The sequence below is a fragment of the Kitasatospora sp. NPDC048296 genome, from assembly GCF_043201815.1.
GTDB lineage: Bacteria > Actinomycetota > Actinomycetes > Streptomycetales > Streptomycetaceae > Kitasatospora.
In genome coordinates this window covers 234,936-249,125 of sequence record NZ_JBICZB010000001.1, presented here as the reverse complement: position 1 = coordinate 249,125, position 14,190 = coordinate 234,936, and the positions used below count along the sequence as shown (strand labels likewise).

The window sequence follows — 14,190 nt, the reverse complement described above, 5'->3', positions numbered from 1 at the left end:
CGCGGTCGTACCGGCGCCGGTTACTTGAGCTGCTTGAGGCAGAGCACGTAGTCCAGGGCCGGGAGGCTGGGGTGCTTGCTGGTGTACCAGCTGTCCGCCTTCGGCTGCTTCCCGCAGACCTTCTGGTCGGAAGTGGCGAAGTACTTGTACACCACCTTGTACTGCGCCTTGGAGTCGGTGCAGGGCAGCACGCTGACCTTCGGGTGGCTGTCGGTGGTCTCGCTGGTGCCGTTCTCGTTGCGCAGGCAGTCGCCGATCTTGGCGTCGTCCGGGCCGTCCGTCGAGTCGGTCGGGGTGGGCGTGGTGACCGGCGGCAGGGTGATGCTCGGCAGCGGCGGCAGGGTGAAGGTCGGCGAGGGGAAGGGCGGCGGGCTGTAGGTGGGCATCGGCAGCGGCGACGGCGAGAAGGTGATCGGTGCCGGCGTCGGTCCCGGGTTCGCGTTGTTGTTGTCGTCCTTCGGGCCGAGCACGCCGGTGGCGGCCAGGATCACGGTGACGACCAGGGAGACCGGCAGCAGCAGCATCGCCATGTGCGGCCGCCGGCCCAGCGGGACACCCGGGTCGAGCTGCGGCCCGTGGGTGCCCGGCATCGGCGGCGGCAGCCGCTTGATCCGGCCGTTGGCGCCGAGGTTCAGCAGCAGCGTGATCGGTGCCAGGATCAGCGACGCCGGGCTCCACCAGCCCTGGACCAGGGTCCGGGCGGACATGTCGCGCACGGTGGCCGTCCCGCAGGTGCGGCAGAACGGACCGTGCATCCGCAGCATCCGGTAGGCCAGGACCAGGCCCTGGTGGCCGCGGACGGTGGCGCTCACCGCCGGGTAGCCGCCGCAGAAGCGGCAGGTCTGGCCGTCCATCGGGGCCGGCGGCGGGTATCCGTAGCCGTAGCCGGGCGGCTGGGCGTCGTACGGCGGCTCCGGCGGCGGGGCGCTCGGGTAGCCGTACCCGGGCGGGCCCGCGGTCGGCGGGGGCGGCGCGCCGTACGGGCTGCCGCCGGAGTACGGGTTGCCGTCGCCCGGCGGTGGGCCGAACGGCATCTGGGGCGGAGGCGGAACGGACAAGTGGTCCCCCCGGAGAAGGGTGGTGGTGGACGAGTTCAGGACTTCTTCACCGGCGGGTAGCCGGTGGTGCTGGGTGCGGTGGGGGCCAGCGAACCGAGGCAGAGCACGTACCGCTTGGTGTTCCAGCGGCGGCCGGTCTTGCCGTAGACGGCGCGGGTGGTTTGCGGCGTCTGCTGGCAGCGGTTCACGTCGGTGGTGCCGGTGAACTTCGCCAGCACCTTGTAATTCGCCTTGGAGTCACTGCACTTGACGATTTCGACATCGCTGTGGCCGCTCACCCGGACGCAGTCGCCGACCTTGGCGCTGCTGACGCTCGGGCCGACCACGAAGTAGGCCACGGCCAGCCCGGCGGCGCAGACGGCCCCAACGGCGATTCGCACTTTGGACCGGAGGCTGCGTTCGGCGGGGGACGCCGAGGGAGCGGGGGCGGGCTGTGGCTGCGGCTGCCCGTAGGGAGCCTGGGCGTACGGGTGCTGGGCGTAGGGCTGTTGCCCGTACGGGGTCTGGGCGTACGGTGCCTGCCCGTACGGGGGCTGGGTGTACGGCGCCTGCCCGTAGGCCGGCGGGGGCGGCCCGAAGCCGGCCGGGGCCGCCGGCGTGGGTGGTGGCGGCCCGTACGGGCCGGGCGGTGTGCTCATCAGTTCGTCCCCCGAGACCAAGCGCTGTCGCTCCGACAGGTCTACGTACCCTAGCGACTGGGTCGGACGCAATCCGTCCGGAGCCCACAAGGGGTTTCGGGACCAGGCGGTTTCCATTCCGGGACAGCGCGGTTTCGGACAACGCGGTTGCCGGGCGCGGTGGTTCGCCGCACCGGGGCCTTCGGCGGCGCGGTTTCAGGAGTGCCGGTCGCCGGGCAGCGGACCGGAGCGGCGCGCGGCCCGCAGGTAGAGCACCGCGGTGAACGCGTACACCGCCGCGACCCCGACGACCACCCCGACCGACCGGCCGGACAGCGGCAGCACCAGGGCGGTGACCATGGCGGCGGCCACGAAGGCGACGTTGAACAGCACGTCGTAGATGGCGAAGACCCGGCCGCGGTACTCGTCCTCGACCGACTCCTGGACCACGGTGTCGGCGCAGATCTTGGTTCCCTGGGTGACCACCCCGAGCAGCAGCGCGGCGATCAGGCAGGGCACCGGGGCGAAGAACAGGCCCAGCGCGGGGACGAAGACGACGGGGGCGAGCAGGCAGACCGTCATCCAGCCGGTCAGGCCCAGTCGCCGGGTGCACCAGGGGCTGACCACGGCGGCGACGAAGAATCCGGCGGCCGACAAGCCGACCGCCTGGCCGAGGGTGGCCAGCCCGGCCGCGCTGTCGGCCGGGTCGTTGAAGGTGTACCGGGCGAGCATCACCACGACCACGATCAGCACGCCGTAGCAGAACCGGGCCGCGGTGACGGCGGCCAGCGCGTGGACGGCGCTCCGGCAGTCCCGCCGCAGGTGGCGCAGGGCGGCGCCGAGTTCGACGGCGGCCCGCACCAGCGCCTGGCTGAGCGCCGGGTGGTCGCCGTGCTTCTCCGGGCCGAGCAGGTCGCGGTCCATCCGGCGGGCGGCCAGCGCGGCCGACAGGTAGAGCAGCGAGGCGACCGTGACCAGCGCGGCGTCCGCCCGCGGCCCGGGGGTCATCACCTGGTGCAGCAGGAAGCCGATCCCCCCGCCCGAGGCGGCGGCGACCGTCCCGAGGGTGGGGGACAGGGCGTTGGCGGTGACCAGGTGGTCCTGCTCCACCACCCGGGGCAGGGCCGCGGACAGGCCGGCCAGGATGAACCGGTTGAGCGCGGTGACCAGCAGCGCGGAGGCGAAGAACAACCAGGTCGGGGCCTGGACCAGGAGCAGTGCGCCGGTGCCCAGGCCCAGCCCGAAGCGGGCCAGGTTGCCGAAGTAGAGCACCTGGCGGCGGCGCCAGCGGTCCAGCAGCACCCCGGCGAACGGGCCGATCACCGAGAACGGCAGCAGCATCACGGCCAGCACCGAGGCGATGTCGGTGGGGGAGGACTGCTTCTCGGGGGAGAAGACCACGTAGGCGGCGAGCGAGACCTGGAAGACGCCGTCCGAGAGCTGGGAGAGCACCCGGGCGGTCAGCAGCCGTCGGAAGTCCCGACCGCGGAGCAGACCGAGGAGCGTGGCACGGTGCGCGGACTGGTGTGTGCTGCCGTTCTCGGTGATCGCCACCCGCCCAGGGTGCCATGGAACCGGGCACCGTTTCACGTGAAACATTGGCCGCGAAATGGTGAAGGGCCCACGATCCGGTGATCGTGGGCCCTTCCGGGGAGCTATGAGCGACGACGAGTCGTCGGCTCAGCGCTCAGTGCTCAGCGCTCGACCTCGCCGCGGATGAACTTCTCGACGTTCTCCTTGGCCTCGTCGTCGAAGTACTGGACCGGCGGGGACTTCATGAAGTACGAGGAGGCCGACAGGATCGGGCCGCCGATGCCGCGGTCCTTGGCGATCTTCGCGGCGCGCACGGCGTCGATGATGACACCGGCGGAGTTCGGGGAGTCCCAGACCTCGAGCTTGTACTCCAGGTTCAGCGGGACGTCACCGAACGCGCGACCCTCCAGGCGGACGTACGCCCACTTGCGGTCGTCCAGCCAGGCCACGTAGTCCGACGGACCGATGTGGACGTTCTTGGCGCCCAGCTCGCGGTCGCGGATCTGCGAGGTGACGGCCTGGGTCTTGGAGATCTTCTTGGACTCCAGGCGCTCGCGCTCGAGCATGTTCTTGAAGTCCATGTTGCCGCCGACGTTCAGCTGCATGGTGCGCTCGAGGATGACACCGCGGTCCTCGAACAGCTTGGCCATCACGCGGTGCGTGATGGTGGCGCCGACCTGGGACTTGATGTCGTCACCGACGATCGGCACGCCGGCCTCGGTGAACTTGTCCGCCCACTCCTTGGTGCCCGCGATGAACACCGGCAGGGCGTTCACGAAGGCGACCTTGGCGTCGATGGCGCACTGGGCGTAGAACTTGGCCGCCTGCTCGGAACCGACGGGCAGGTAGCAGACCAGGACGTCGACCTGCTTGTCCTTGAGGACCTGGACGACGTCGACCGGGGCCTCGTCCGACTCCTCGATGGTCTCCAGGTAGTACTTGCCCAGGCCGTCGAGGGTGTGGCCGCGCTGGACGGTCACGCCGGTCGGCGGCACGTCGCAGATCTTGATGGTGTTGTTCTCGCTGTTGCCGATGGCGTCGGCCAGGTCGAAGCCGACCTTCTTGGCGTCGACGTCGAACGCGGCGACGAACTCCACGTCACGGACGTGGTAGTCACCGAACTGGACGTGCATCAGCCCGGGGACCTTGCCGGCCGGGTCGGCGTCCTTGTAGTACTCGACACCCTGCACCAGCGAGGCGGCGCAGTTGCCCACGCCGACGATGGCTACGCGAACCGAACCCATTTCCGGTTGCTCCCTGTGATCTCATGAGTACCGCCGAAATCGGCGGTACTCGTCCTGCTTCTTCGATGACTGCTTGTCCGGGCGCGAGGCGCCCTCTCCTGCCGCGTGGCACAGGGCTGACGCGGTGTCAGCGCTCCTGGGCGGAGCGCCCCGGGCGGTCGTACGGTGGCCCGGACGGGTCCGGGGACCCGGTCTCCTGGCCACGGCCGTCCGAAGTCTGGTGGGGTCCGGCGGCGGTGCCGCCGGTGGCGGGCCCGGTCCGGCCGGTGCGGTTGGCCCGCTCGGTCTCGATCAGCTCGTTGAGCCACCGGACCTCGCGTTCCACCGACTCCAGTCCGTGCCGCTGGAGTTCGACGGTGTAGTCGTCGAACCGTTCGCGGGCCCGGGCCAGCGAGCTGCGCATCCGCTCCAGACGCTCCTCCAGCCGGCTCCGGCGACCTTCCAGGACGCGCATCCGGACCGCCCGGTCGGTCTGGCCGAAGAACGCGAAGTGGACGCCGAACCGCTCGTCCTCCCACGCGTCGGGGCCGGAGTCGGCGAGCAGCTCCTCGAAGCGCTGCTTGCCCTCGGGGGAGAGCCGGTAGACGATCTTCGACCGCTTGCCGTTGAGCGCGGTGGCCGGGACGTACTCGACGTCCGGGTTGTCCTCGACCAGGAAACCCTGGGCGACCAGGCTCTTCAGGCACGGGTAGAGCGTTCCGTAGGAGAGTGCCCGCAGCGCTCCGAGCAGGATGTTGAGCCGCTTGCGCAGTTCGTAGCCGTGCATCGGGGCGTCATGGAGCAGGCCGAGAACGGCGAACTCCAGCACTCCTGAGCGCCTGCCCACTGCCGTCGTTCTCCTCCCTCTCGACCTTCGTCCCGGCCGCTGCATCTGGCGGTATACCGCTTCGATGTATCGGCTCGATATATCGAGAACAGTAAACCCGGCCCTCGGAACGGGCAAGGGGGGCACGCGTGAATGTGATCACAAGCCGACGCGCGGGTGGGGTTGGCAACGGGCGTGTAATGATCTGTCGCCGTTTTGCGGTAATTGACGGCTGATGCCCGATTAGTTGCCATTTCGTGCTGCGTACGCTGTCGCGTGTGCACGAGGACCAACCTCCGGGGTTAGGGCGGTCCGGGCATCGGACGTGAACCCTGCCTTCAGGCTGGACAGGCCTGGCGAGGAGTGGCTGGAACATGAGCGAGCGACGGCGAAGGACGCCCAACCCGGGCGGTGACGGGCAGCAGCCCCCGGGAGGCGGTGGCCGTCGGGGTGGACCCGGTCCCGACGAGCTGAGCTCGGAAGGGCTCGGCCGTCGACGCCCGCCCGGCGTCCGGGAGACTGCTCAGCAGCCCCGGATGGGCCGTGCCGAGATGCGCAAGGCCGCGCAGAAGAAGGGCAAGGGGGGCGGCCGACGGGATGCCGCGGCCGCTTCCGCCGCCGCGGCCGCCGGCCCCGGCAAGAAGCGCTTCATCGACTACCCCCGGTGGGGCAAGACCGGCGTCCGGCGCTGGCTGCCGTCCTGGAAGCAGTGGCTGAGCGCCTTCCTGCTCTTCTTCGCCACCGGCGTCGGCATCGTGTTCTACCTCTACCAGACCACGACGGTCCCGCAGCTCAAGGACCTGGTGAAGGAACAGAACACGATCTACTACTGGGCCGACGGCAGTGAGATGACCCGCAAGGGCGACACCAACCGCCAGATCGTCGAGCTCAGCGACATCAGCCCCAACCTGCAGAACGCCGTCATCTCGGCGGAGAACGAGACCTTCCGCACCGACAGCGGCATCGACCCCAAGGGCATGCTGCGCGCCGTCTACAACATGGCGAAGGGCGGGGAGACCCAGGGCGCCTCGACGATCACCCAGCAGTACGTCAAGAACGCCTACCTGAGCCAGGAGCAGACCCTCAGCCGCAAGCTGAAGGAGTTCTTCATCACGCTGAAGATCAATCAGCAGACGAGCAAGGACGAGATCCTCAAGGGCTACCTCAACACCAGCTGGTTCGGCCGCAACGCCAACGGCGCGCAGGCCGCCGCCCAGGCGTACTACGGCGTCAACGCCAAGGACCTGAACCTCTGCCAGAGCGCCATGCTGGCCGGACTGCTGAAGGGCGCGAACTACTACGACCCCTCCAAGTCGCCGGCCAACCACGACCGCGCCGTGGAGCGCTGGAAGTGGATCCTGGACCGGATGGTGATCACCCACAACACCACCCCGGAGGAGCGTGCCAAGTGCACCACGTTCCCCGAGCCGATCCAGCAGAAGCCCAGCTCCAACATGAACGGTGAGGTCAGCTACCTGGTCGACACCGTCAACCAGTACGTGATGTCCACCGACAAGTCGATCACCCAGCAGATGATCGACAAGGGCGGCCTGAAGATCTACACCACCTTCGAGAAGGACAAGGTCGACGCCCTGAAGAAGGCGGTCGACGACGTCAAGGCGGAGAACCTCAACCCGCAGAAGCGCCCCGACAACGACACCTTCATCCAGTTCGGCTCGGCCAGCATCCGCCCCGGCGACGGTGCGATCGTCGCCCTCTACGGCGGTGACGGCGTGGAGAACGGCCACTTCGACAACAACGCCAACGCGACGGGCGTCCAGGTCGGTTCGACCTTCAAGCCCTTCGTGCTGGCCACCGCGATGCAGGTCGGCGTGCAGACCGCGAAGGGCGACGACGGCAAGCCGAAGCGGATCAACGCGGACAGCCGCTACCTCTCCGACGACCTGTCCGAGATCCGCAAGCCGGACGGCTCGCTGGTGATCGGCGACGACGGCAAGCCGTACCGGCAGAAGAACGAGGACGCCGGCAAGCGCGGCTACGTCTCGCTGCGCCAGGCCATGCAGTTCTCGTACAACGTGCCCTTCGTCCAGCTGAACCAGGACGTCGGCGGCCAGAACGTGGCCGACATCGCGGTGCAGATGGGCATCAAGAAGGACAGCCTGGCCGACCCGAAGACCCCGACCTTCCCGCTCGGCACCTCCACCATCAGCCCGATCCGGATGGCCACCGCCTACGGCACCCTCGCGGCCAGCGGCAAGGAGGCCGAGCCCTACTCGGCCACCAAGGTCGAGGTGGACGGCAAGGAGCGCCCGGGCTTCGGCAAGAAGGACACCAAGGTCGCCCTGGAGCCGGCCGTCGCCGACAACGTCACCGACGTGCTGGTGAACGTGGCGAAGAACGGTACCGGTACCAAGACCAACACGCTGGGCCGCCCGGTGGCCGGCAAGACCGGTACCACCGACCAGAACAAGTCGGCCTGGTGGGTCGGCTACACCCCGCAGCTGGTGACCAGCGTCGCGATGTGGCGCGAGGACCCGAACAAGCACGACCGGCTCTCGCTGAACGGCACCGGCGGCAAGGAGTCCATCCACGGTGGTGACATCCCGACGGACGTCTTCACCCGGTACATGAAGGCCGCGCTGGCCAACGAGAAGAAGATGGACTTCCCGAACCCGCAGCCGGTCGGCACCGAGGTGGACTCCTCCGGTGCGCCGTCCACGGCCACGGCCACGCCGACCCAGACCCCGACCCAGACCGCGACCGAGACCCCGTCGGCCCAGGCACAGCCGACCCAGGCTCAGCCGACCCAGGCGCCGCCGCCGCAGCCCACCCAGGGCGGGGGCTGCGTGCCGGGTGTGGACTGCCAGCCGACCCAGGCCCCGCCCCACCCGCCGAAGACGCCGACGCCCACCTGCGGCCTGTTGGGCTGCACGACACCGACGCCGACCGACACCAACCCGCCGGGTGGCGGCGGCGGTGGCAGCAGTGGCGGCGGCAAGCCGGGCGGGGGCGGCAAGCCGACTCCGAGCAGTACGGCCACGCCGTAGGGCACGGCCGGTCGGTGAGACGCTGAAACGGCGGTGGCGGTCCTCCTCGGGGGGCCGCCACCGCCGTTTCGTCATCTTTCGCCGCCCGCGCCCCCTGCGTACCACCCGTACCGCCGGGGCCACCGCGGGGTCCTCCTCGTCCCGGCGCATCCGGTGCGGCAGGATGTCCGGCATGACGTCGAGCGATCGTGACGAAACCGCGGGCCCGCACGGGCCCGGCGCCGCCGCAGGGCCCACCCCGGCAGCCGTCGCCACGGCCGCGCCGCCGGCCAACACCGTGGTCGTCCCGGCCGACGAGGACCGGGTGGCGGCGGCCGGCAGCGAGGTGTTCGGCGGCCCGCCCGGCCGCCGGGCGCTGCTCGGCGTCTCCTGGTGGATCCCGGCGCGCTTCCTGGCGCTGGTGGTGATCGTGGTCTCGGCGCTCGGCATGGTGCACAACCTGCCCTGCTACCAGCAGGCCTGGTTCCAGCCGGGGTCGCCGCAGTACATCCACGCCTGTTACAGCGACATCCCGCACCTGTTCTCCGGGCGCGGCTTCGCGGCCGGGCTGCATCCGTACGTGGACCGCATCCCGGGCAGCTCGGGGGACCTCCAGTACCTCGAGTACCCGGTGCTGACCGGTCTGTTCATGCAGGTCGCGGCCTGGCTGACGCCCGGCGGCGGCGACCAGCAGAGCCAGGAGCAGTGGTTCTGGGCGATCAACGCCGGGATGCTGATGGCCTGCGCGGTGGTCGCCGTGGTGGCGCTCTCGCGCACCCACCGCCGCCGCCCCTGGGACGCCCTGCTGTTCGGGCTCTCGCCCGTCCTGCTGCTGAACGGCACGGTCAACTGGGACCTGCTCGCGGTCGCCCTGGCCGCCGTGGCGATGGCCTGGTGGGCGCGCTCCCGGCCGGGCTGGGCCGGGGTGTTCATCGGACTGGCGACCGCCGCCAAGCTCTACCCGCTGCTGCTGATCGGCCCGCTGCTGGTGCTCTGCTGGCGGGCCGGGAAGTGGCGCGAGTTCCGGGTGATGCTGGGCGGTGCGGTGGGCGCCTGGTTGGTGGTCAACCTGCCGATCATGCTGGCCAACTGGCAGGGCTGGTCGACCTTCTACGTCTTCAGCAAGCACCGCGGCGAGGACTACGGCTCGTTCTGGCTGATCCTGATGCAGAACCGCGGCGTCGGGCTGGCCGATCTCGACCTCTACATCGGGGTGCTGATGGTGCTGGGCTGCGCGGCCATAGCGTGGCTGGGCCTCTCTGCGCCCCGCCGGCCGCGCCTCGCGCAGCTGGCCTTCCTGGTGGTCGCGCTGTTCGTGCTGGTCAACAAGGTGTACTCGCCGCAGTACGCGCTCTGGCTGCTGCCGCTCGCGGCGCTGGCCCGGCCGCGCTGGCGGGACATCCTGATCTGGCAGGCCTGCGAGGTGCTGTACACCCTGGGGATCTGGTCCCACCTGGGCTTCGTGACCGGGCCCAAGCAGCACGGGATCGGCGAGCCCTGGTACCACTTCGCGATCGTGCTGCACCTGCTCGGCACGCTCTACCTGGTCGTGCTGGTGGTCCGCGACGCCCTGCACGCGGACCGCGACCCGGTCCGCTGGGACGGCAGCGACGACCCCTCCGGCGGGGTGCTCGACCGTGCCCCGGACGTGTTCGTGCTGGGCACCGCCCGGCGGCTGCACGAGGAGGAGAGCTACGCCGCCTACGCGCCGGCCGGCTCCGAACAGTGGCTCAAGGAGCCCGAACTGCCGAAGCCGGCCGAGAAGCGGTAAGGCCGCGAGCGAGCCGTAACGCCGCGAGCGAGCCGAAGGGCCGCGCCGGTGCCGAAAGGGAGAAGCGACCAGCGAGGCACGAGCGCCGGAGCGCCGACCGTCGGCACCGGGCCGGAGCGGCCCGGAGGTGAGCCGAGCGCCGATGAGGGGGTAGCGCCGACCGTCGGCACCGGGCCGGAGCGGCCCGGAGGTGAGTCGAGCCCCCCAAAAAAGGGGCGTCGCTCAGCGGTCCACCACGCGGTCGAAGTGCGTGGTGGTGTGCCGGACCTGGAGGCCCAGCTCCTCGCCGATCGCGGGGGGCACGGTCTCCCCGTCCAGGAACAGCAGCGAGACCTGCATGTGCGGCGGCTCGGCGAACCAGAGCTGCTTGCCGGCCCAGTGGAACGGCGACTTGGTCTTGTTGACGGTCGCCAGACCGGCCCGGGCGATGCCCTTGGCGCGCGCACCCATGCTCGCCACGTACTTGGGCGCCTCCAGGCCGATGCCGTGCGCGGTGCCGCCGGCGACCACCAGGATGTGGCCGTCGGAGGGCGCCGGGTGCTGGCGGTAGCCGTAGCGGTCGCCCTTCTTCAGCGGGGTGACGTCCAGCACCGTGGCCCGGACCTCCAGCGCGGCGTGGTCGCCCAGCCAGAGCCGGGTGCCGATCCGGGCCCGGAAGACGGTGCCCGGGTAGCGCTGGGTCAGCTGGTCCATGCCGGTCGCGCCGAGGTGGCTGACGAAGACGGTGTGCACCGGGATGCCGGCCGCCTTGGCGGTGTCCACCCAGTACGCGACCTCCTCGATCGGGCTGGAGCCGTCCGGCCGGTCCATCGGCAGGTGCAGCGCCAGGCCCTCGAAGGAGACCCCGTCCAGCTCGCCGGCCACCGTCTGCAGGTCGGCCGCGCTCACGCCGTGCCGGCGCATGGTGGTCATGCACTCCAGCACCACTCGGGCGCCGTGCAGCGCCCGCAGCGCGTCCACGCTGGCCACCGTCCGGATCACCCGGGCGTGCGGCAGCGGGAGCACCTCCTCGCCGATCCGGTACGGGGTGAGCACCAGCAGCTCGCCGCCGTACCACTCGGCGGCGTCGGCCGCCTCGTAGGCGGTGCCGACGGCCAGCACCCCGGTGCCGAGCTGCATCGCCTCCTCGGCCAGCCGGTGGTTGCCCAGGCCGTAGCCGTTCCCCTTGGCGACCGGCACCAGGCCGGGGAACTCGGCCAGCACGGACCGCTGGTGGGTCCGCCAGCGTTCGGTGTCGAGGTAGAGCGACAGCGTCATCGGGGCAGCCTCCTCAGCGGCGGGACATGTAGAGGTCGAGGGCCTTGTGCAGCAGCTTGTTCAGCGGGAAGTCCCACTCGCCGAGGTACTCCGCCGCCTGGCCGCCGGTGCCGACCTTGAACTGGATCAGACCGAACAGGTGGTCGTTCTCGTCCAGGGTGTCACTGATTCCGCGCAGGTCGTACACGCCGCCGCCGAGGGCGTAGGCGTCGCGCATCATCCGCCACTGGATCGCGTTGGACGGCTTGACCTCGCGCTTGTGGTTGGCCGAGGCGCCGTAGGAGTACCAGACGTGCTCGCCGACCACCAGCATCGTGGTCGAGGCCAGCGGCTCGCCCTCGTGGTAGGCGATGTAGAGCCGCATCCGGTTCGGGTCCTCGGCGTTGAGGGCGTTCCACATCCGCTGGAAGTAGGACAGCGGGCGCGGGGTGAACTTGTCGCGCTCGGCGGTCACCAGGTAGAGCTGGTGGAAGATCGGCAGCTCGTCGTAGCCGCCCTGGACCACCTCGACGCCGCTCTTCTCGGCCTTCTTGATGTTGCGACGCCAGAGCTGGTTGAAGCCCTTCTGGATGTCGTCCAGCGAGCGGTTGGCCAGCGGCACCTGGTACACGTAGCGCGGCTGGACGTCACCGAAGCCGGCGCCGCCGTCCTCGCCCTGCAGCCAGCCGGCCTTGCGCAGTCGGTCGGCCACCTCGAAGGCGCGCGGCTCGTACCAGTCGGCCTCGATGTCGCGCAGGCGCTTGGCCTGCTTGCCGGCGATGGCCTCCTTGATGGTGGGGGCGTTCCAGCGGCGGATGACCACCGGCGGGCCCATCTTCACCGAGAACGCGCCCTGCGACTTCAGGTGCGCCAGCATCGGGGAGAGCCAGCGGTCGAGGTCGCGGTCGAACCAGTCGATGACCGGGCCCTCGGGCAGGTAGGCGAGGTAGCGCTTGACCTTGGGCAGCTGGCGGTAGAGCACCAGGCCGGCACCGACCAGCTGGTTGTGCTCGTCGAACCAGCCGATCGACTCGGAGCGCCACTCGGCCTTCACGTCACCCCAGGCCGGCACCTGCATGTGGCTGGCCGAGGCGCGGCTCCTGATGAAGGCGAGGTGCTCCTCGCGGGTGATCGTCCTCAGGCGAAGGCTCATTGCTCGGTGCTCCTCGTCGGTCGGGCTGCGGTGGCCCCAGGTTCTCGGGGTGACCCTATCGTCCGGGGTCCGGGGGCCCGCCGCTGCGGGCACGACGGCGCCCCCGTCGCGTACCTGTCTTCTTGCAGATACGCGACGGGGGCGCCGAGGGTTCCGTGGGCCCGCCGGCTCAGCCCACCAGACCGCCGCGGGCGATGCCGAGGTAGAAGCCGATCGCGGAGGCGCCGAGCGTGATCATCAGGACGAAGCGCTCGGCGGTGGTGACCGAGACGTACATGCCCCAGAGCCCCGTGACGATCCCGGCCAGGCCGGTCCACGAGGTCAGCACGTGCAGGTTGTGGAAGAACGAGGTGGTGAAGGCGATCACGCCCAGCACGGCGGTCAGTGCCACCAGGGTGTTCTCGCGGGGGTGCGGGTGGCCGTCGGTGTTCAGCGTGAGCGCGGGCATGCGGTGGACGGACTGGGCCATGAGTCCCACCTCCTGGCGTGGAGACGAACGGGCAGGAATCCCGTTCCGTCCAGATTGCGGCGGTTGGGTCGCTCTCACAACCCCTATGCGTTTTGTTCGGCCGTCCGGGTGCAGGTAGGCTGTGCCGTCTGCACTGGTGTAGTTGTGCCCCCTTCTGCCCTCTTCCGGGCGACATCCTCTTTCGGGTGAGCGGGGGCCGACTGTCGGACCCGGCCGCTACGGTGGGCCGGAGTCGTCACTGCTCCGGTGCCGACGCTACGCACAACCCTCCTGCCACGGAGAGACCGTGGCCGCTGAGTCCAAAGGAGGTGGGTTACTCATGCGTCACTACGAGGTGATGGTCATCCTCGACCCCTCGGTCGAGGAGCGCGCTGTCTCCCCCCTGATCGAGAACTTCCTCACTGTCGTCCGCAACAGCGGCGGCAAGGTGGAGAAGGTCGACACCTGGGGTCGTCGCCGTCTGGCTTACGAGATCAACAAGCAGTCCGAGGGCATCTACTCGGTCATCGACCTGAAGGCCACGCCTGAGGTCGTCAAGGAGCTCGACCGCCAGATGGGCCTGAGCGAGTCGGTTCTGCGGACCAAGGTCCTGCGCCCGGACAACCACTGAGCCACTTCTGAGGCCTTCGGGTCTCGGGTAGCTCGCGTCCGCTGTTTCACGTGAAACAGCGGTGAACGGACATCTTCCCGAGAGGTCATCACCACCATGGCAGGCGAGACCGTCATCACCCTCGTCGGCAATCTCGTCGACGACCCCGAGCTGCGTTTCACCCCGTCGGGTGCGGCGGTCGCGAAGTTCCGCATCGCGTCCACCCCCCGCACCTTCGACCGTCAGACGAACGAGTGGAAGGACGGCGAGAGCCTCTTCCTCACGTGCAACGTCTGGCGTCAGCCGGCGGAGAACGTGGCCGAGTCGCTGCAGCGCGGCATGCGCGTCATCGTGCAGGGCCGACTGCGCCAGCGGTCTTACGAGACCAAGGAAGGCGAGAAGCGGACGGTCTTCGAGGTCGAGGTCGACGAGGTCGGCCCGAGCCTGCGCTCGGCGACCGCGAAGGTCACCCGGGCCAACCGGTCCGGTGGCCCCGGTGGTCCCGGTGGCGGCTTCGGCGGCCAGCAGGGTGGCGGCCAGGGCGGTTGGGGCGGCGGTGGCGGCCAGCAGGGCGGCGGCGGCTGGGGTGGAAACTCCGGCGGCGGCCAGTCCGGCCCCTCCGACGACCCGTGGGCGTCCAGCGCCCCGTCCGGCGGCAACCAGGGCGGCGGCTGGGGCGCCCCGTCCGGTGGCGGCTTCTCGGAAGAGCCCCCGTTCTAAGAGCTGAC

At 70.2% G+C, this 14,190-nt stretch carries 12 protein-coding genes; 4 read left to right on the top strand and 8 right to left on the bottom strand.

Annotated elements, in window-relative coordinates:
- Positions 1-20: 20 nt before the first annotated feature.
- The 5 genes from ACGF12_RS01170 to ACGF12_RS01150 all read right to left on the bottom strand — a co-directional run bounded on the left by ACGF12_RS01170 (position 21) and on the right by ACGF12_RS01150 (position 5,278).
- Entirely contained in the window at positions 21-1,058 is a 1,038-nt protein-coding gene (locus tag ACGF12_RS01170; RefSeq protein ID WP_393023656.1) for a hypothetical protein, read from the bottom strand.
- A 35-nt stretch (positions 1,059-1,093) separates the two neighbouring features.
- Positions 1,094-1,696: a hypothetical protein gene (locus tag ACGF12_RS01165; protein ID WP_393023654.1), complete on the bottom strand. Its 603-nt coding sequence runs from the start codon at positions 1,694-1,696 to the stop codon at positions 1,094-1,096.
- Between the two features lie 195 nt (positions 1,697-1,891).
- Positions 1,892-3,229: an MFS transporter gene (locus tag ACGF12_RS01160; protein ID WP_393023651.1), complete on the bottom strand. Its 1,338-nt coding sequence runs from the start codon at positions 3,227-3,229 to the stop codon at positions 1,892-1,894.
- A 140-nt stretch (positions 3,230-3,369) separates the two neighbouring features.
- Positions 3,370-4,452 carry an inositol-3-phosphate synthase gene (locus ACGF12_RS01155; protein WP_387613266.1) on the bottom strand — a complete coding sequence of 361 codons (1,083 nt, stop codon included), beginning with the start codon at positions 4,450-4,452 and terminating at the stop codon, positions 3,370-3,372.
- Between the two features lie 127 nt (positions 4,453-4,579).
- The gene (locus tag ACGF12_RS01150; RefSeq protein ID WP_387613269.1) at positions 4,580-5,278 is read right to left on the bottom strand and encodes a helix-turn-helix transcriptional regulator; all 699 of its coding nucleotides are present in this window, start codon (positions 5,276-5,278) and stop codon (positions 4,580-4,582) included.
- 515 nt (positions 5,279-5,793) lie between these two features.
- Here ACGF12_RS01150 and ACGF12_RS01145 point away from each other — a divergent pair.
- Complete coding sequence (locus ACGF12_RS01145) at positions 5,794-8,265, top strand: transglycosylase domain-containing protein (RefSeq protein ID WP_393023647.1); 2,472 nt, start codon at positions 5,794-5,796, stop codon at positions 8,263-8,265.
- Between the two features lie 172 nt (positions 8,266-8,437).
- Positions 8,438-10,015: a glycosyltransferase family 87 protein gene (locus ACGF12_RS01140; RefSeq protein WP_393023645.1), complete on the top strand. Its 1,578-nt coding sequence runs from the start codon at positions 8,438-8,440 to the stop codon at positions 10,013-10,015.
- 222 nt (positions 10,016-10,237) lie between these two features.
- Here the strand turns inward: ACGF12_RS01140 and ACGF12_RS01135 are convergent, their stop codons facing one another.
- The 3 genes from ACGF12_RS01135 to ACGF12_RS01125 all read right to left on the bottom strand — a co-directional run bounded on the left by ACGF12_RS01135 (position 10,238) and on the right by ACGF12_RS01125 (position 12,873).
- Positions 10,238-11,272, bottom strand: coding sequence for an alanine racemase (locus ACGF12_RS01135; protein WP_393023642.1), 1,035 nt, complete (start codon positions 11,270-11,272; stop codon positions 10,238-10,240).
- Between the two features lie 13 nt (positions 11,273-11,285).
- Positions 11,286-12,404: a lipid II:glycine glycyltransferase FemX gene (locus ACGF12_RS01130; protein ID WP_393023639.1), complete on the bottom strand. Its 1,119-nt coding sequence runs from the start codon at positions 12,402-12,404 to the stop codon at positions 11,286-11,288.
- Positions 12,405-12,573: 169 nt separating this feature from the next.
- Positions 12,574-12,873, bottom strand: a complete 300-nt coding sequence (locus ACGF12_RS01125; RefSeq protein ID WP_393023636.1) for a hypothetical protein — start codon at positions 12,871-12,873, stop codon at positions 12,574-12,576.
- A 319-nt stretch (positions 12,874-13,192) separates the two neighbouring features.
- Between ACGF12_RS01125 and rpsF the strand changes: the two genes are divergently transcribed.
- Together rpsF and ACGF12_RS01115 are read left to right on the top strand one after the other, a co-directional pair.
- The gene (rpsF, locus tag ACGF12_RS01120) at positions 13,193-13,483 is read left to right on the top strand and encodes a 30S ribosomal protein S6 (RefSeq protein ID WP_393023634.1); all 291 of its coding nucleotides are present in this window, start codon (positions 13,193-13,195) and stop codon (positions 13,481-13,483) included.
- Positions 13,484-13,579: 96 nt separating this feature from the next.
- The gene (locus ACGF12_RS01115; RefSeq protein WP_380608855.1) at positions 13,580-14,182 is read left to right on the top strand and encodes a single-stranded DNA-binding protein; all 603 of its coding nucleotides are present in this window, start codon (positions 13,580-13,582) and stop codon (positions 14,180-14,182) included.
- Positions 14,183-14,190 lie beyond the last annotated feature (8 nt).

What these genes read in the sequence shown, in the direction of transcription:
- ACGF12_RS01140 (WP_393023645.1), top strand. Translation starts at nt 8,438, where the DNA reads ATGACGTCGAGCGATCGTGACGAAACCGCGGGCCCGCACGGGCCCGGC.
- ACGF12_RS01155 (WP_387613266.1), bottom strand. Translation starts at nt 4,452, where the DNA reads ATGGGTTCGGTTCGCGTAGCCATCGTCGGCGTGGGCAACTGCGCCGCC.
- rpsF (WP_393023634.1), top strand. Translation starts at nt 13,193, where the DNA reads ATGCGTCACTACGAGGTGATGGTCATCCTCGACCCCTCGGTCGAGGAG.
- ACGF12_RS01130 (WP_393023639.1), bottom strand. Translation starts at nt 12,404, where the DNA reads ATGAGCCTTCGCCTGAGGACGATCACCCGCGAGGAGCACCTCGCCTTC.
- ACGF12_RS01115 (WP_380608855.1), top strand. Translation starts at nt 13,580, where the DNA reads ATGGCAGGCGAGACCGTCATCACCCTCGTCGGCAATCTCGTCGACGAC.
- ACGF12_RS01135 (WP_393023642.1), bottom strand. Translation starts at nt 11,272, where the DNA reads ATGACGCTGTCGCTCTACCTCGACACCGAACGCTGGCGGACCCACCAG.
- ACGF12_RS01165 (WP_393023654.1), bottom strand. Translation starts at nt 1,696, where the DNA reads ATGAGCACACCGCCCGGCCCGTACGGGCCGCCACCACCCACGCCGGCG.
- ACGF12_RS01125 (WP_393023636.1), bottom strand. Translation starts at nt 12,873, where the DNA reads ATGGCCCAGTCCGTCCACCGCATGCCCGCGCTCACGCTGAACACCGAC.
- ACGF12_RS01145 (WP_393023647.1), top strand. Translation starts at nt 5,794, where the DNA reads ATGGGCCGTGCCGAGATGCGCAAGGCCGCGCAGAAGAAGGGCAAGGGG.